Source organism: Parabacteroides sp. AF39-10AC (genome assembly GCF_003635405.1).
In the GTDB taxonomy this organism is placed as follows: domain Bacteria; phylum Bacteroidota; class Bacteroidia; order Bacteroidales; family Tannerellaceae; genus Parabacteroides; species Parabacteroides distasonis.
This window is the reverse complement of the sequence record NZ_QTLP01000044.1, coordinates 1-16,914: the sequence shown is the minus strand read 5'-3', so window position 1 is coordinate 16,914 and position 16,914 is coordinate 1. Positions and strand designations below refer to the sequence as shown.

Genomic DNA, 16,914 nt, shown 5'->3' with positions numbered 1-16,914 from the left:
ACCACGATAACCTCAAAATGGACATAGGTTTGCTTGCAAAGGCTTGATAACAGGTCATCAAGCTCATCCGGCCTGTTATAAACAGGAATTATAATGGAGTATAATCGCATATCTTTTGTATAAAAAAGATTGAGGATACCCTCAACAGACAGTATCACTCAATCTTATCAAAAAAACTATAGCTTCAATAGAAATAAATATTATTGTACCAATAGCATACGTTTCGTTGAGATCAACTGTCCGTCTACTACCAAAGAATACATATACATACCTGCGACACCTAGATCAGAAAAGCTTACCATTATACTACCTTCTCCCCGGGTAGCGATATCGAATTTCTTAACTTGAGTTCCTTGCAAATTGCAAATAGAGATAAAAGCGGAACGTGCGGATGTAGGGATCGTAAAGGATATATTCGTGGTAGAATTAAACGGATTCGGCGTATTTTGATTCATTACCGCATTCGAGAGCAAAGACTTACTCGTCAAATTCTTGTTATTCTGCAAATCAGACAAATTAGCTTTTTCATCCAATTGCAATTCCAGTTGTTGGATAGTAGCGTCCAATTCTTTTACAGCCTGTACTAAAACGGGTATAACAGCCGTGTAATCCACCAAGCTATCACCTGTGGAACTTAACGTCACAATCTCTGGCATAACCTCAGCTACCTCCTGTGCCAAGAAACCAAAAGCTTTAGAAGGTACGGCTTCTGCTGATCTCAATTGCGATGTCTCACTTTTCCAATTGTAAGATACCGGTTTTAACCCCAATATGGTTCCTAATCCACTATTTAAGGGAGTGATATTGGTTTTCAACCGAGCATCCGAAGATTGATAAACCCCCTTTACTTCTATATAATTATACTGGGAGCTTTCTGAATCATAGAAAACGACCTTTCCTCCTGTTCCTGAGATACGAGGATTAGCGACCGCAACTTTTAATTTCAAAAATGTACCCGGATAATCACTCCCGTTATAATACAATTTTTGTCCCCACGTCTGTATGTTCGTGTACTGGGCTTGGACACTAAACGATACGAATAGGCATAGTATGCCTAATAAAGATACAGATCTTTTCATGATTTAAAGATTTAAGTTGATAATATCTATTTTAACACATCAAAATATCCAACCAAATAATTATTTCCTTTTGAGATAAATATCTTATAATCACCATTCAGCAAAAAATCTATAGAAATAGGATATTCTATCTCAGAAGAAACAGTTATGATGTCATTATAAAGTACATTTCCTTTTATATTTATAATTTTCACATTAAGTCCATCCAATAATTTATTAGAATGGATGTAAATATTATTTTCATCTATTGATAATGTAGGAGAAGATATTATAGAACGATCTTCCTCTTCTTCCCAAGATTGTTCAGTATCCTTCACTCTATTCGGATACACAACTGAAGAAACAAACATCAGAAATACTAATCCCAATATAAAACTTCTCTTTTTCATTATCTATTTTTATAAACAAAAATAGTCTCTATGAGAAATCTATAAGCAAAATAGGATTTACTTCTTATTTACTTTTTGTTTACAGCGATTAAGTTATTATAAATCAGCGATAAATTTATCCATCATTTCTGCGGTACCTTCTGTTCCATGAATCTTTTTATAGAGACGAATCCGGGATGCTGTTATTGCAGGAGTCGAGCGTCCAACTAACCTTGCAATGTCCTTCACGGGCATGGATATTTTTATCAAATAACAAATATGGAGTTCTAACTCTGAGATTTGCGGGTATAAAGCATATAATTGAGCGGTGAAATTTGAATAGGTTGTATCAATCTCTTTTCTCAACTCCTTCCAATCCTTATTCTGAATTTCCGTATCAGTATTATTACTTGTTTCATGAAATAACCGATAGACTTCGGATTTTCGAAAAGCTATTTCAAGCAAACTTTTTTCATTTTGAGAAGTAAGAATCTTTCGGTTTGATAGTTCTAATAATTCCTTTTGAGATTGCACAAGTTGCTTTTTAAAATTATCTCTTTGACACTCCGATTGCTGCAAAAGTTCCTCTAGATATGAAATTTTCTTATTATTATATTCAATACAATCCAAACTTTCCGCATATTGATTCTCTTTCAATAGACGTATTTTTTTCTCCTTTTCAATCGCTGCTTTTTTCTTCTTTTCTAACACATATATATAACATAGACTAAAGAAAATAATTAAAACAACAAATAATGCAAATTGATAATTGCGAATTTTTCTTTTTTCATTATCTATTTTCAATTGAACATTCTCCTTTTCTGTATGCTGATACTTATATAATGAGTTAACTTTTGCTACAGCTTCCGTTTTTGTTTGATTCTTAATTGAATCAGACAGTTCTATACATTTATACGCATAATTCAAGGCTAATTTACGGTCTCCTTCTTGGTTTTTTATTTTGGATAAGATTCTATACGTATTTTTTTTCATATAGATATTCCCATACTCATTTGCTTTCTCAAAATAATATAGAGCTGAATCTATTTGCTTATAACTTTCATATATACAACCTAATCCAAAATATATATTTGCTTGATTCTTCATACTTGAAACCTTACTGAACAAATCTTTAGCCAAATCATATTTTCCCATATCTATATAGATGCTACTCAATTCCCTTAGTACATTATCTATTCTCGATTGATCATTTAATAACAATGCCTTCTCATAAGCAGATTGATAGTAGTATATAGCACTGTCTGTATCTTGCTTGGCGTTATAGATCCGAGCAATATTCCTCAATGCGATCACCTCTCCTTTTCCTTTATCATACATCTTGTATTCATACGATTTCCTATAAGCTTCGAGAGCCTCATCATACAAACCTTGATATGCCAGTCGATATCCCATCTGCTCATAAACCCGTCCTAATATATCATATCGCTTACTATCTTTCCCTATGTCCGCAGCATCTTGAAAAGCTCTCACCGCTCTTGGGGCATCTCCCATATCCCGGTATGTACTTCCTAGATAATAATATGCCTCCATTAATTGATCTGGAGTCCCATAGTCCTCATAATACTGAACTATTGATTTAATCAAAGAGTCTGATTCATGAGGAATATACAGCTTATCTTTAGCTTTAATCTTAAGCAAAGCATGGTACATACGTATATTTTCCGGCTCATTCATGATTGAGCTATCCAAAGAGGAAAGACAGAGTAATGCGCTATCCGGATGCTCCCACATAACAGATTCCGCACGAGATAGTTCCGCAGGTAATGGTTTTTCTTGGCGCATACAAGAAAAAAGGGTAGCGAAAAGTAGCAAAGTCAGTCCTAGTGTTCTCTTCATTTAGATTATAGTTTACAACTTAAACGCAAGTTATAAAATTCAAACACAAAGATACTACAAAAAAGTGGAATACAGAAGAATGAAGTAATAGAATTGATTTACAGAGGTTTCATTTAAGCAGCCGATTATCTCCAACGCCACCACAATCCTTGCCGAAGCCAAGTCAAGACGTCGCAACGTTACTTGTTCGTAACCACACCATATAGGTGACGAAATTGGCACGAATGGCAAAACAAGGCGTTGTGATATAGTGAGTTACTAACAACTCACGCGACAAATCCAGTTACGGAAAAAGATTGCGTCGTTCCTCCGTGTTTTGCGTACCGACGAAGGATTCTTCACCGACTAATTTTGAACCTAAAAAAATTAAGGACGATGAAGAGTACATTTTCAGTTATCTACTACCTCAAACGTCAGGTAGTGAAAAAGGACGGGACAGTACCCGTCATGGGACGTATCACGGTGGACGGCAGCCAAACACAGTTCAGCTGCAAACTGACCGTCGATCCTAAGCTGTGGGACACCAAAGGAGGACGTGTCACGGGCAGAAGCACGGCTGCACTCGAAACGAACCGTATGCTCGACAAGATGCGCGTACGCATCAACAAGCACTATCAGGAAATCATGGAGCGTGACAACTTCGTCACTGCGGAAAAGGTGAAAAACGCCTTTCTTGGACTGGAACACCGCTACCACACGCTATTGCAGGTGTTCCGGCAACACAACGAGGACTATGCCAAGCAGGTGGAGGCAGGCATGAAAGCCAAAGGCACGTTTGACAAATACAAGATCGTTTACAAGCACCTGCAAGAGTTCCTCACCATCCGCTACCACGTGAAGGACATCGCCCTGAAAGAGCTTACCCCCGCTTTCATTTCCGATTTTGAAATGTTCCTGCGCACGGACAAACACTGCTGCACCAACACCGTGTGGCTGTATGTCTGCCCGCTTCGGACGATGGTGTTCATCGCCATCAACAATGAGTGGCTCACGCGCGACCCGTTCCGCGAGTATGAAATCAAGAAGGAGGAAACGACCCGCAGCTTTCTGACGAAAGATGAAATCCGCCTGCTGATGGAAGGTAAGCTGAAGAATGCGAAGCAAGAACTGTATCGTGATTTATACCTGTTCTGCGCCTTCACGGGCTTGTCGTTCGCCGATATGCGCAACCTGACGGAAGAGAATATCCGCACCTACTTTGACGAACACGAGTGGATAAACATCAACCGCCAGAAGACGGGTGTGGTGTCCAACATCCGTATGCTCGACATAGCGAAGCGCATCATCGACAAATACCGTGGGCTGTGTGGGGACGGCAGGATATTCCCCGTACCCCACTATAACACGTGCCTTGCCGGAATCCGTGCCGTCGCCAAGCGTTGCGGTATCACCAAGCATATTACATGGCATCAAAGCCGCCACACGGCCGCCACGACGGTGTTCCTCTCCAACGGCGTACCCATCGAAACGGTCAGTTCCATGCTGGGACACAAAAGCATAAAGACAACGCAGATATACGCGAGTGCGCCCAGAATGGTCGCTTGATAAATACTTCTTTAGCAGGAAGTTAGGATTGGGTTCAATATAATCCTATCGTCAATCAGCTTATCCGAATGGGAAACCTAACGGGGAGTGTAGCATGCTGATTAAAGCCCTAAGTCTACTAATAGCCGAGTAGCTACTGAAGGGCAAGACGAAACGACATATATGAGGATGAAGCCTTGATTGGTTGAACGATAGTTCGGTGGTACCACATCTTGCAATAGCGGAAGGCTTTTATATACGCTATTTCATAGTACTCTGCCTATTGTGTGCGTTAGTGCAGAGCATTGAGAACCTACTATGACACAGCCGCGATAAGCGGACAAGAACGAAAGTCGCATCCGACAATATGTCACGCTAATAGTTATCAAGTGAAACTAACTGGGGATTGCCTAAGTCAGAACGCCTCAAAGGCTATGAGAGTTGGTCTCTGAATATCTGATATGGCAACGGAGTTCCCGTAGTAGTCCGAGCAAGTTAACGGCTTGTACATGGCGAAGGGGAACAGTCCATAACTTTAGTACAAACAACGGAAAACGTGAGAGACGTATGAGAAATCCCGAGCACGTATTAAACATTTTAGCTGAACACAGCAACGAGTCAAGTTACAAATACGAAAGACTCTATCGTATCCTGTTCAATGAGCAGATGTTCTTAGTAGCATATCAGCGCATCCATGCAAAACCAGGCAATATGACACCTGGTACTGATAGACAAACGGAGGACGGCATGAGCATTGACAAGGTACACGCATTAATAGACAGCCTCAAAAGCGAAGTCTATAGCCCTAAACCAGCAAGGAGGGTTTATATACCGAAGAAGAGCGGAAAGTTACGTCCGCTCGGTATCCCTACGTTTGCAGATAAATTAGTGCAAGAGGTAGTGAGAATGGTACTGGAAGCCATATATGAAGGATATTTTGAATGGACCTCACATGGTTTCAGACCACACAAAAGCTGCCACACGGCACTGAAAAGTCTACAGAATAATTTCAACGGAACAAAGTGGTTCATAGAGGGAGACATAAAAAGTTTCTTTGACAACATCAACCATGACGTGATGATAGAAATTCTAAGAGAACGCATATCTGACGAGCGTTTTCTTCGGTTAATACGTAAATTTCTCAACGCTGGATATTTGGAAGAATGGCATTTCAATAAAACTTATTCGGGCACGCCTCAAGGTGGAATTATCAGCCCAATATTGGCTAATATTTATCTGGACAAGTTCGACAAGTATATGGAGAAGTATGCACAAGATTTCCATAAGGGCAAAGTTAGACATCGCAACAAGGACATCGGCAAACTGAACAACCGTGTTTATTATCTAAAGAAGAGAATCAAGGAAGTGACGGATGTTGATATATTGGAAGCAATGCGAGAGGAACTTCGTAGTAAGCAACAGCAAATACTGACCATGCCGAGCGGTAACGATATGGATGAGAATTTCCGTAGATTGAAATATGTACGCTACGCTGATGATTTCCTTATAGGGGTCATTGGAAATAAAGCAGAGTGCGAGAAAATCAAGGCTGATGTTACACAATTTATGCAAGAGAAGCTAAAGTTGGAGATGTCGCAAGAAAAGACCTTGATAACCAACGCACAAGATTGTGCAAAATTTCTCGGCTATGAAATATCAGTCCGTAAAGATTACACAACGCAGAAAAATGCAAGACGAGAAACTCGTAGACATCGTAATGGTAATGTGATACTACACGTATCACGAGAAGTGATAAAGAAGAAGTTACTGAGTCTTGAAGCCATGAATGTGAAAACACGAAATGGCAAAGAGGTGTGGATGTCTAAAGGTAGAACATACCTGATAGACAATGAGCCACAAGATATAGTAGCACGTTTCAACACAGAAATCAGAGGATTCTACAACTACTACTCCATTGCAAACAATGCATCGGCTCTTGGGCGTTCTTTTGGATGTATCATGAAGTTCAGTATGCTAAAGACATTTGCGCAAAAACTTAACAGCTCCGTTAGAACCATAGCAAACAAGTATCGTGAAGACGATAAATTTGTGGTGTGGTACACGGACAAGAAAGGCGAACGCAAACCAAGAGTATTCTACAATGAGGGCTTCAAGCGTATTACCGACTTGGGAACTCAAAAATGTGACAACTTACCCTACTTGTTCAACACTCCAACCATGAGTCTAATCGAAAGACTGACTGCAAATAAGTGTGAGTTATGCGGAAAAGAAGGAAATGTTGTCTCACACCATGTCAGAAAACTCTCGGCTTTGAGAGGTAAAACCGAATGGGAACGAAAAATGCTCAAAATGCATAGAAAGTCTTTAATTGTTTGCGTTGAATGTCATAATATGATTCATGCGAAGAATAGCTGAAATGCCGTTATGGGCGGAGAGCCGTATACATGGAGACGTGTAAGTACGGTTCGGAGGCAGGCTGTCGGAAACCTACCACCGAAAGGTGGAACGGCGCCGACTGCCGAGCCTACAAATAACCAAAGAGAAGCTCAATCAAGACATGGAGAACCTTGCCGCGAGATTGAACCAAATCGAAGAATTTGCAGGTCGTACCATCTAAAACAGAGAAGCCATGAAACGTGACATAATCATCATTGAGGACAAGGCGGTCAGCGTAACCGGTAACGATGTATGGATGACCGCCGGAGAAATCGCCAGACTGTTCCACACGGGTGTCCCGGCAGTGAACGCCGCCATCAAAGCCATCCTCAAAACGGACGTGCTGAACGACTACGAGGCATGCCGCTACATCCAACTTGAAAACGGTCTGTATGCGGATGTTTACTCGCTTGAGATAATCATCCCCGTCACCTTTCGGCTGAGCACATACCATGCCCATCTTTTCCGCCGCTGGCTGATGGACAAGGCACTTGCAAAAGACAAGCATACCGCCTACATGTTATTCGTACATAGCGGAAAAGGCGGTTACTGCTGAAAAGACGATGAAAATCAATTAAAAACGGACAACCATCAAGCTGTCCGTTTTAACTTTAAAATAGTCAATTTTGAATATACAAATTATGTGCTAAAGAATATGAGGTATCAAAATTGAGATGGCTTATATAACATCTCATACTTTAACGAGCCACAATCAATGTACATATCATATTCCGCAATTCCTTTTTCTTGTGCTATATAATGCAAAGTTTTCTTGTGGATGTTTGAAATTCTCTCTCCATAATAGATTGCTTTAGGAACAATTTTCAGGCTTGTTGCACGAGAATGTGCGGCAGGTTGTTTCTCTGAATGAATAATACGCCATTCATTTTCATATTCCCACTGTGTGGATTTGTGAATAGCCATTTTCAAATGCGATAGTGAATCTATATTTTTAACATCCAGCCCCAAGCTCTTTGCTATATACCATTGAATAAAACTATTTGCATCAAAGCGGTTATTATCATATATAACAGGCAAGATACAACAATTCATTTCTCCTTGTTCTAATAAGAACCTTAAATCATATTCCAATGCAAACCCTTCATGATTTTGGGCATAGTGACTCCACATTATAACAGAATCTATGCTTTCACTTAAACATGCTATTGTAGATACGACCTTTAATGTATCCCCCATTTTTAATAGGATTTCTTTCAATATGTTTTCCATTACAACACTAAAAAGAGCTAATGTCAATGGATTTATGCCGTTACACGATATTACCTGTTTTTTTAAACCTGTCAAATTGTTTCTTCCGAAAAATTGGATTACACTTGGAGGAAATTCGAAATCTTTAGTTTCAAGTATCTGTTTGAATTGTTCAAGAAATTCTTCTGTACAACAAGCTCTCATTTGCTCTTGAATATTATCCAAACTATAATAAACAAGAGTGTCATAGGGGTCATTAAACTTATCAGCAGTAACAGCATAAACCAGATCCTTGTCAAAAGCATCAAGGTTTAATGTTGAACAACTCCTATATCTATACAGTTTTTGTGGCAACATTGACATCAATGCTGCACTTATAGGATAGATTCGGGATTTTATGTCCTCTTGCTCAATTCCTTCAGGAATTATTGTGGATTCTAACAATTTTGCAAATTCACTCCGAAGCATAATGGTATTCGTTTTAACCACAAAGGTACGCATTTTATTCCGGAATGTCAGGACATTACTCCATCGGTTTGCGGTAATTCGCCTCCAGCAGTTCACGCAATCCCGATTCGGGGTAAAGCACCTTCCCGCCTAAAAGGATAAAGGGCAACACTCTGTTGTTACGGTATTCCTGCAAGGTACGGCGGCTCACACGGAGCAACTCCGCCACCTCCCTGTCCGTCAGGTAACGTTCCCCGTCCAGCGGTGGACGGTAGTTTTCCAAAAATGCAGAGAGCCATTTAGAGCCTTTGCGCATATTCTGCACCACGGTGGCAAGCGGCTCGTCCTCCAGTGTAAAAACATCGTTGTTCTCGTTCATCATAACTTTGGATTCAGTGGGTGAATAATAAGATTACCTGCCGCCGGGATAGAGCGTACCGATAAGCGGAATCAGCCTCCTAACTTCTTCCGGCTTGTAATAGAACCTGCGGTTTATCTGCGAGTAGCCGATAAGCCGCTTGTCGCGCAACGTCTGCAACGTGCGCGGGCTGATTCTCAACTGCCCGCAGACTTCCTCGCCCGTGAGCCATCTTTCCAACCGCCCGCCGTCGCTCTTGCGCCTCAGGGCGGCAACCTTCTCCGAGAGGGCGTTGAAGGACGCCACCATCATCTCGAAGGTCTTTTTCTCGATAGATACAATTTCCATATTCAAAACATTTCAGGTTTGCCGCAAAGGTAACGCCATCCTCATGAACGCATATCGTTTCCCGCTGAAAGGCTGTATGTTGCGCCGTCTGTCCGGGTAATGGAGCCATTTCCAATAAAAATCTTACGTGAGACACGTAGTGAGCTGTTAAAGCCCCTTTTGTTTATTGCCGAATTTTGCCGCAGAAACCAAAAGAAAGGACTGAATATGAAAGTAATAACGATGGAAAGTTCCGCTTTCACCGCATTGACGGAACAGATAGCCGAGATAGCGGCACACGTGCGTGCCGTTTCCGGCGAAAGAAAGGAAAAATCCGCAGACAGGTTGCTCACCACCCGTGAGGCGGCGCACCTGTTGAATGTGAGTACCCGCACCCTCCAGCGTATGCGTAACGAGCATCGCATCGGCTATGTAGTGCTGCGCGGCAAATGCCGCTACCGACAGTCTGAAATCGACCGCCTGCTTGCGGACTGCACCGTCATGGAAGACGCGGCGACACCGACGGAACTGAAACGCAACCATACGCTACGCACGGGCGGCGGCAAACCCAAAAGAAGGAGGACGTGACATATGGAACTGCTTACCCGAAACAATTTTGAGAGCTGGATGCGGAAGCTGATGGAACGGCTCGACCGTCAGGACGAACTGCTGCTGTCCTTGCAGCCGTCCGGCAAAGCCCCGAACCCGATGGAGCGTATCAGGATGTTCGACAACCAAGACCTCTGTATGCTGCTCCAGATAAGCAAGCGTACCCTGCAACGCTACCGCAGCATCGGCGCGTTGCCGTACAAGACGCTCGGCAAAAAGACCTATTACAGCGAAGAGGACGTGCTGACGTTCCTTTCCGGACACGTAAAGGACTTCAAAAAGGAAGATATAGCCTTCTACAAGGCTCGTATCCATAATTTCTTTCAAAAATAACCCATTAAAACATTTTTCAAATGGCAAAGAAAAAAAGCGAAAAGGACGTGCTGATAGTCCGTGATGAGAAGACGGGCGAGATCAGCGTGGTAGCCGGGCTGGATGCCGACGGTTCCCCCAAGCGCACCCCCGCGAAAGCGGAGAACGCGCAGAGTTTCCTGCAATTCGACCGCCACGGCGACGTGCTGGACAACTTCTTCAAAAACTTCTTCCGGCAGTGCAAGGAACCCAGCCGCTTCGGTTTCTACCGTGTCGCGGCAGACCAAGCCGACAAACTGATGGAGGTGATGAAAGACCTGCTGAAAGACCCCGAAGCCAACAAGGAACTGCTTGCGCCCCACAAGGTGGACACTTCCGGCTACGAAAAGCAGGTGAAGGAAGAACAGACCGCCGGAAAGACGGAGCAGACGGAACAAAAGCAGGAAGAGCAGCCCAAAGAAACCCCAAAACAGGAAGAAATGGAAAAGAAGCAGGAACAGAATCAGGAAGGCCCGCAACAACAGACGCAAGGCAGACGGGGCTACCAGCCCATTGACGAGAGCAAAATCAACTGGCAGGAGCTGGAAGAGAAATGGGGCGTGAAACGTGACGACCTTGAAAAGTCCGGCGACCTTCAGAAGATGCTCAACTACGGCAAGTCCGATTTGGTGAAAGTGTCGCCCAAGTTCGGCGGCGAGGCTTTCGAGCTGGATGCCCGCCTTTCCTTCAAGAAAGACGGTGAAGGCAATGTCAGCCTCGTGCCGCATTTCATCCGCAAGGAGCAGAAACTCGACGAGTACAAGGAACACAAGTTCTCCGACGAAGACCGTAAGAACCTGCGCGAAACGGGCAACCTCGGCAGGGTCGTGGACATCGTGGACAGGGAAACGGGTGAAATCATCCCCTCGTTCATCAGCATAGACCGCAAGACGAATGAAATCACAGACATACCAGCAAACAAGGTACGCATACCGGAGCGCATCGGAAAGACGGAAATCACCAAACAGGAACAGGATATGTTGCGTGCCGGGCTGCCCGTGCGCGACAAGCTCATCGAGCGTAACGACGGCAGGAAGTTCGTCACCACCCTCCAAGTGAATGTAGAGCAGCGAGGCGTGGAGTTCGTACCGGGAACCGGCAGGTCGCCCCGTACCGCCCAGACGCAGGAAGCCAAGAACAATCCCACGCAGGGACAGGCTCAGGGCATGGAAAACTCCGCAGCCCCACAGAAAGAGCAACGCCGCAACACGTGGACGAACGCCGACGGCAGCATCCGCCCCATCAGCAAATGGAGCGGTGTGAACTTCACCGACCAGCAGAAAGCCGATTACGCGGCAGGCAAAGCCATCAAACTGGAGAACGTGACCGACAAGCAAGGCTTCCACGCCACGATGTACATCAAGTTCAACCCGGAGAAGGGACGTCCGTACCGCTACGACACCAACCCCGACAACGCGCAGAAGGTCGCCCCGTCCAACGAGAGCCGCACACAGGTGGCGGTGAACAGCGAAGGAAAGACCAACGAGGCGACCAAGAACCTGAAAGAGCCGTTGCTGAAAGGGCAGACCGCTCCGAAAGACGACAAACAGCAAAAGCAGCAGGAAAAGCCTCAGAAGAAAAACAACAAGGGCATGAAGATGTAACATCCCGTGTCCGCCACTAAATCCAAAGTAATAATCCATTAAAAAGTAAAACAGCATGAAGACAATCATTGCAGAAAAGCCATCCGTGGCACGTGAAATCGCCCGCATCGTAGGCGCGACAAAGAGAGAGGAAGGATATTTCGAGGGAGGCGGCTATGCCGTGACATGGGCGTTCGGACACCTCGTCCAGCTTGCCATGCCCGACGGCTACGGCATACGCGGCTTCGTCCGTGACAACCTGCCCGTCATTCCCGAAACCTTCACGCTCATTCCCCGTCAGGAAAAGACAGAGAAGGGCTACAAACCCGACAGCGGCGTGGTGTCGCAGATAAAAATCATCGCCCGTCTTTTCAAGGAAAGCGAGCAGATCATTGTGGCGACCGATGCAGGACGCGAAGGTGAGCTTATCTTCAGATACCTCTACCATTATATCGGATGTACCACGCCTTTCGTGCGCCTCTGGATAAGTTCGCTCACCGATAAGGCTATCCGCGAGGGGTTGCGTAACCTCGAAGCGGGCGACAAATACGACAACCTCTACCTTGCCGCCAAAGCACGGAGCGAATCCGACTGGCTTGTGGGCATCAACGGCACGCAGGCACTCTCCATCGCAGCCGGACACGGCACATATTCCATCGGACGGGTGCAGACACCCACGCTGGCGATGGTGTGCGCTCGCTATTGGGAAAACCGCCGTTTCACGGTGGAACCTTTCTGGCAGCTCCATATCGCCGCAGACACAGGCGACGGCGAAGTGGTGAAACTCTCATCTTCCAAGAAATGGAAAGAGAAAGAACCTGCCACAGCACTATATAATAAGGTAAAGGAAGCCGGCTTTGCCACTGTCACAAAAGCCGAACGTAAAGAGAAGATAGAGGAAACTCCGCTCCTGTATGACCTGACCACGCTCCAGAAGGAAGCCAACGCCAAGCACGGCTTCACGGCGGAACAGACGCTTGAAATCGCACAGAAGCTCTACGAGAAGAAACTCATCACCTATCCGAGAACCGGAAGCCGCTACATACCCGAAGACGTGTTCGCGGAAATCCCCAAGCTGCTCGCCTTCGTTACCGGACTTCCCGAATGGGCGGGCGAAGTAGGTGTCCCCGTCACGCCTACACGCCGCAGCGTGGACGGCGGCAAGGTAACAGACCACCATGCTTTGCTCGTCACTGGCGAGAAACCGCTGTTCCTCTCTAAAGAGGACAATATCATCTATCAGATGATAGCCGGACGCATGATCGAGGCTTTCTCTGAAAAATGCGTCAAGGATACCGCCACCGTCATGGCAGAGTGTGCCGGAGTGGAATTTATGGCAAAAGGCAGCATCATCAAACAAGCCGGGTGGCGTGCGGTCTATGGCGAGGAAGAGAAAGAGGAAACCATCATCCCTGGCTGGCAGGAAGGCGACACGCTGACACTGAAAGCTGCCTCCATCACTGAGGGCAAGACCAAGCCCAAACCGCTGCATACCGAAGCCACCCTGCTGTCCGCTATGGAAACGGCAGGCAAGGAGATTGAGGACGATGCGCTGCGTCAGGCTTTGAAGGACTGCGGCATCGGCACGCCTGCTACCCGTGCAGCGATTATCGAAACGCTTTTCAAACGGGGGTACATGGAACGCTGCAAGAAGTCGCTTGTACCCACCGAAAAGGGGCTTGCCCTCTATTCGGTCGTGAAGACGATGCGCATCGCTGACGTTGCCATGACGGGCGAATGGGAAAAGGAGCTGGCACGCATTGAGCGCGGGGAACTGCCTGCCGATACCTTCCGCAAGGAGATAGAGGCGTACACGCGGGAAATTACCTCCGAACTGCTCTCGTGCGACAAGCTGTTCGCCCGCAGGGATTCCGACTGCAAGTGTCCCAAGTGCGGAACGGGCAGTATGCAGTTCTACGGCAAGGTCGTCCGCTGCGACAACACAGAGTGCGGGCTGCCCGTGTTCCGTCTGAAGGCAAACCGTACCCTCACCGATGACGAGATCAAAGACCTGCTCACTGACGGACACACGAAGCTGCTCAAAGGCTTCAAGAGCAAGCAGGGCAAGAGCTTCGATGCCGTGGTTGCCTTTGACGGGGACTACAACACGACTTTCGTGTTCCCCGAAAGGAAAACGATCAAGAAATTTTCAGGACGGAAGAAATAGTATTAACTTTGCCACTGATTCAGAGTAATGAACTGTTCTTCGATACCGGATTACACTCATACTTTGGACTTAGTGGTGGCACTCGGAGGGATACCGAGTGCCTTTTCTTTCTCCTTTCAGACAATTATCCCGGTCATGATTTACCAATCCACTAAATTCCAAAGTAATGAACAACAAGAAGAAAAACGAGGGGCAAACCGACTTTTCCTACTACGGGCTGTACCTGCTGGACTATCTCAGAACGAACAAATTTGAACAAGCGACCGACGAAGCCTTCATCCGTGAACGCGCCGACCGTGCCGCCGAAACGTATGAATGGGCAAGGCTTGAAGGCTATCCCGCCGATGGTGCGCAGGAACTGGCGATGCGCACGCTGCTGGAGGGGCTTCACTACTCCAAGTACGCCATCCTCCGCGAAGTCGTAGAGAACGAGTTTTCCGATGACGTGCCGGAAGCGAAGCATGAATCCTTTACCCGAAAACTGCTGCCGCTTGTCGGGAATGTATTCTCCATTTATGACCTCTCGGACGACAATTTCGCCCTGTCGCCCGATTACGACCTGCTCTACACGGAGCTGACAGGGGCTGTCGTCCTTTATATAGAGGAATATGGCGTTTAACCGCAAACAAAGGTTGCGGGACAACATCGAGGCGATACGGACTGCATTCGTCCTTGACAGGGAACAACGCACCCCCACCGCACGCGAAAGGCTCTTGTTGGAGCGTTATTGCGGTTTCGGCGGTCTGAAATGTATTCTGAACCCTGCAAGGGAACTGACGGATGCCGTCCACTGGGCGAAATCCGACCTCGAACTGTTTGCCCCTACCGTGGAACTACACAAGTTACTACGGGAGAATACAAAAGACGATACGGAGTATAAACGGTACATGGATGCCATGAAGCAATCCGTCCTGACCGCTTTCTATACTCCACCGGAGATAACAGGCACTATTGCGGATGTGCTACATAAACACGGCATACGTCCCGACCGGGTACTGGAACCGTCGGCAGGCGTTGGCGCATTTGTGGATGCCGTATTAGAGAACAAGCCGGACGCGGACATCATGGCTTTTGAGAAAGACCTGATGACGGGCAAGATATTGAGACACCTGCATTCCGACCAGAAAGTAAGGATACAGGGGTACGAGAAAATTGAAAAGCCGTTCATGAACCATTTTGATCTGGCTATCTCCAATATCCCGTTTGGCGATGTGGCGGTGTTCGACCCGGAATTTACCAACAGCCATGACGTGGCAAGACGGTCGGCATCCAAGACGATACACAACTATTTCTTTCTGAAAAGCCTTGATGCGGTGCGTGAAGGCGGAATCGTGGCGTTCATTACCTCGCAGGGGGTGTTGGATGCCCCGACCAATGCGCCCATACGCGAGTATATGATGAACCACGCCAATCTGGTTGGTGTTGCCCGTCTGCCGAACAACCTCTTTACGGAAAATGCGGGTACGGAGGTGGGCAGTGATTTGATTATTCTGCAAAAGAACAGCGGAAAGAACGGGGAACTGTATTATAATGAGAAACTTTTTGTGCAAACAGAACAGACCCCTATCGGCACTTCCGTAAATGGGTATGTATGGAGCATCGGTTCGCTTTCCCACACGGATTTAACCAAAAGTACCGACCCTTACGGAAAGCCTGCCTATAAGCTCATGCACAGAGGCGATACCGTACAACTGGCGGAAGACTTACGGGAACATCTGAAAATAGAACTGCACCAACTCAACAGGGAACTCTACGAAAGACATAGCCTGCATCCGACGCAAACGGAAAGTACGGATAAAAGTATGAATGTGGAAGTACAGCCGTCTCCGAAAGTAGAAGCGGTGACTTCTACCGCTAATGTTTTTATCACAGAAGCGGAGAAACCGAAAGTTCAACCCATAGACGAGAAGCCGGAGATTGAGCCACGCCAGACGAATCATTCAAATGCCGTTCAGCTCACTCTGCTTGACCTTTGGGGTATGCCCATAGAAGAACCTGCCAAAAAGAAAAAGGCAACCAAAAAGGAAAACAAGGCAAAGCGTATACCATCCAAACCGAAGCCGCCGGTTATGGCTGCACCTCCTGTTGAATCCGTCAAGCCTGCAACCGAAAGCAAGGAGGCAAAGCCGGAAAATGCAGAGAAGCAAGGCGACCCAGAAGATATTTATGCCACTTTGGACTGGGAAACCAATCCGCCCATTAATGGCTTCTATGAAACAATGATGAGCCTGACACCGGAACGGCGCAAGGCTCTACGGCTTGAAGCGGAACGGCACAGACAGGAACAACTGAAAAAGTTGGGTGTCAAGGACACGCTGAATCCAGCCTTTGTGCCTTCGTCGGGTAACCAAGCGGAGCAAAAGGAAGCAGCAAAACAACCCAAAGCACAGCCGGAAGCAACTCCCGTTCCTGTTACGGACAATAGCCAAAGTGAGAAAGCAACCACTTCACTATTCTCTGAATTTGAAACGGAAAAGCCGAAGGAGGAAGTACCCGACCTTACGCCGCGTCCCTATCACCGCACGCCGGAAATGCACCTGCGTGAAGGTTCGCTGGTGGCAAACAGGGCACGCGACATCGGTTATCTGAAAGACATCACGCCATACGGGGCGACATTCCAGCCGCTCGACCTGAAAGG

Annotated in this window: 16 protein-coding genes and 1 pseudogene; 10 read left to right on the top strand and 7 right to left on the bottom strand. The window is 46.1% G+C overall.

What is annotated here, in order from left to right; genetic code table 11:
• From DW033_RS23045 to DW033_RS23030, 4 genes are all read right to left on the bottom strand, one after another.
• On the bottom strand, positions 1 to 110 hold a 110-nt coding region (locus tag DW033_RS23045; protein WP_135960001.1), incomplete at its 3' end, for a glycosyltransferase family 2 protein.
• 90 nt (positions 111 to 200) lie between these two features.
• Positions 201 to 1,079, bottom strand: a complete 879-nt coding sequence (locus DW033_RS23040; RefSeq protein WP_005863685.1) for a tail fiber domain-containing protein — start codon at positions 1,077 to 1,079, stop codon at positions 201 to 203.
• Positions 1,080 to 1,105: 26 nt separating this feature from the next.
• The gene (locus DW033_RS23035) at positions 1,106 to 1,468 is read right to left on the bottom strand and encodes a DUF3244 domain-containing protein (protein WP_005863687.1); all 363 of its coding nucleotides are present in this window, start codon (positions 1,466 to 1,468) and stop codon (positions 1,106 to 1,108) included.
• 96 nt (positions 1,469 to 1,564) lie between these two features.
• Positions 1,565 to 3,304 carry a lipopolysaccharide assembly protein LapB gene (locus DW033_RS23030; protein WP_008778955.1) on the bottom strand — a complete coding sequence of 580 codons (1,740 nt, stop codon included), beginning with the start codon at positions 3,302 to 3,304 and terminating at the stop codon, positions 1,565 to 1,567.
• A 375-nt stretch (positions 3,305 to 3,679) separates the two neighbouring features.
• Between DW033_RS23030 and DW033_RS23025 the strand changes: the two genes are divergently transcribed.
• From DW033_RS23025 to DW033_RS23015, 4 genes and pseudogenes are all read left to right on the top strand, one after another.
• Positions 3,680 to 4,849, top strand: coding sequence for a site-specific integrase (locus tag DW033_RS23025; RefSeq protein WP_005809280.1), 1,170 nt, complete (start codon positions 3,680 to 3,682; stop codon positions 4,847 to 4,849).
• Between the two features lie 546 nt (positions 4,850 to 5,395).
• Positions 5,396 to 7,204, top strand: coding sequence for a reverse transcriptase domain-containing protein (locus tag DW033_RS23020; RefSeq protein ID WP_005809278.1), 1,809 nt, complete (start codon positions 5,396 to 5,398; stop codon positions 7,202 to 7,204).
• A 112-nt stretch (positions 7,205 to 7,316) separates the two neighbouring features.
• Positions 7,317 to 7,406: pseudogene (locus DW033_RS25410) on the top strand (integrase); the annotation flags it as partial.
• A gap of 12 nt (positions 7,407 to 7,418) precedes the next feature.
• Positions 7,419 to 7,781, top strand: a complete 363-nt coding sequence (locus tag DW033_RS23015; RefSeq protein WP_005809276.1) for a hypothetical protein — start codon at positions 7,419 to 7,421, stop codon at positions 7,779 to 7,781.
• A gap of 107 nt (positions 7,782 to 7,888) precedes the next feature.
• Here the strand turns inward: DW033_RS23015 and DW033_RS23010 are convergent, their stop codons facing one another.
• Genes DW033_RS23010 through DW033_RS23000 form a run of 3 tightly spaced genes read right to left on the bottom strand, consistent with a single transcriptional unit; the run spans position 7,889 to position 9,587 of the window.
• Positions 7,889 to 8,902: a DUF2971 domain-containing protein gene (locus DW033_RS23010; protein WP_005809274.1), complete on the bottom strand. Its 1,014-nt coding sequence runs from the start codon at positions 8,900 to 8,902 to the stop codon at positions 7,889 to 7,891.
• 55 nt (positions 8,903 to 8,957) lie between these two features.
• Positions 8,958 to 9,263 (bottom strand): helix-turn-helix domain-containing protein, encoded by a 306-nt coding sequence (locus tag DW033_RS23005; protein ID WP_032538125.1) that lies wholly within the window; start codon positions 9,261 to 9,263, stop codon positions 8,958 to 8,960.
• A 30-nt stretch (positions 9,264 to 9,293) separates the two neighbouring features.
• On the bottom strand, positions 9,294 to 9,587 hold the full coding sequence (locus tag DW033_RS23000; protein WP_023056835.1) for a helix-turn-helix domain-containing protein: 294 nt from the start codon (positions 9,585 to 9,587) through the stop codon (positions 9,294 to 9,296).
• A 207-nt stretch (positions 9,588 to 9,794) separates the two neighbouring features.
• Here DW033_RS23000 and DW033_RS22995 point away from each other — a divergent pair, with 207 nt between their 5' ends.
• The 6 genes from DW033_RS22995 to DW033_RS22970 all read left to right on the top strand — a co-directional run.
• The gene (locus DW033_RS22995) at positions 9,795 to 10,154 is read left to right on the top strand and encodes a helix-turn-helix domain-containing protein (RefSeq protein WP_032538124.1); all 360 of its coding nucleotides are present in this window, start codon (positions 9,795 to 9,797) and stop codon (positions 10,152 to 10,154) included.
• A gap of 3 nt (positions 10,155 to 10,157) precedes the next feature.
• Positions 10,158 to 10,508, top strand: a complete 351-nt coding sequence (locus DW033_RS22990; protein ID WP_032538123.1) for a helix-turn-helix domain-containing protein — start codon at positions 10,158 to 10,160, stop codon at positions 10,506 to 10,508.
• Positions 10,509 to 10,528: 20 nt separating this feature from the next.
• Entirely contained in the window at positions 10,529 to 12,130 is a 1,602-nt protein-coding gene (locus tag DW033_RS22985; RefSeq protein ID WP_005809263.1) for a DUF3945 domain-containing protein, read from the top strand.
• Between the two features lie 55 nt (positions 12,131 to 12,185).
• Complete coding sequence (locus DW033_RS22980) at positions 12,186 to 14,276, top strand: type IA DNA topoisomerase (protein WP_122383203.1); 2,091 nt, start codon at positions 12,186 to 12,188, stop codon at positions 14,274 to 14,276.
• Positions 14,277 to 14,442: 166 nt separating this feature from the next.
• Entirely contained in the window at positions 14,443 to 14,895 is a 453-nt protein-coding gene (locus tag DW033_RS22975) for a DUF1896 domain-containing protein (protein WP_005809257.1), read from the top strand.
• The coding region (locus DW033_RS22970) for an N-6 DNA methylase (protein WP_147423695.1) at positions 14,885 to 16,914 on the top strand (2,030 nt) is incomplete at its 3' end. The genes DW033_RS22975 and DW033_RS22970, both read left to right, overlap by 11 nt.

Excerpts from the sequence above, each read along its gene's own strand:
- DW033_RS23040 (WP_005863685.1), bottom strand. The coding sequence starts at position 1,079 with ATGAAAAGATCTGTATCTTTATTAGGCATACTATGCCTATTCGTATCG.
- DW033_RS23035 (WP_005863687.1), bottom strand. The coding sequence starts at position 1,468 with ATGAAAAAGAGAAGTTTTATATTGGGATTAGTATTTCTGATGTTTGTT.
- DW033_RS23030 (WP_008778955.1), bottom strand. The coding sequence starts at position 3,304 with ATGAAGAGAACACTAGGACTGACTTTGCTACTTTTCGCTACCCTTTTT.
- DW033_RS23025 (WP_005809280.1), top strand. The coding sequence starts at position 3,680 with ATGAAGAGTACATTTTCAGTTATCTACTACCTCAAACGTCAGGTAGTG.
- DW033_RS23020 (WP_005809278.1), top strand. The coding sequence starts at position 5,396 with ATGAGAAATCCCGAGCACGTATTAAACATTTTAGCTGAACACAGCAAC.
- DW033_RS23015 (WP_005809276.1), top strand. The coding sequence starts at position 7,419 with ATGAAACGTGACATAATCATCATTGAGGACAAGGCGGTCAGCGTAACC.
- DW033_RS23010 (WP_005809274.1), bottom strand. The coding sequence starts at position 8,902 with ATGCTTCGGAGTGAATTTGCAAAATTGTTAGAATCCACAATAATTCCT.
- DW033_RS23005 (WP_032538125.1), bottom strand. The coding sequence starts at position 9,263 with ATGATGAACGAGAACAACGATGTTTTTACACTGGAGGACGAGCCGCTT.
- DW033_RS23000 (WP_023056835.1), bottom strand. The coding sequence starts at position 9,587 with ATGGAAATTGTATCTATCGAGAAAAAGACCTTCGAGATGATGGTGGCG.
- DW033_RS22995 (WP_032538124.1), top strand. The coding sequence starts at position 9,795 with ATGAAAGTAATAACGATGGAAAGTTCCGCTTTCACCGCATTGACGGAA.
- DW033_RS22990 (WP_032538123.1), top strand. The coding sequence starts at position 10,158 with ATGGAACTGCTTACCCGAAACAATTTTGAGAGCTGGATGCGGAAGCTG.
- DW033_RS22985 (WP_005809263.1), top strand. The coding sequence starts at position 10,529 with ATGGCAAAGAAAAAAAGCGAAAAGGACGTGCTGATAGTCCGTGATGAG.
- DW033_RS22980 (WP_122383203.1), top strand. The coding sequence starts at position 12,186 with ATGAAGACAATCATTGCAGAAAAGCCATCCGTGGCACGTGAAATCGCC.
- DW033_RS22975 (WP_005809257.1), top strand. The coding sequence starts at position 14,443 with ATGAACAACAAGAAGAAAAACGAGGGGCAAACCGACTTTTCCTACTAC.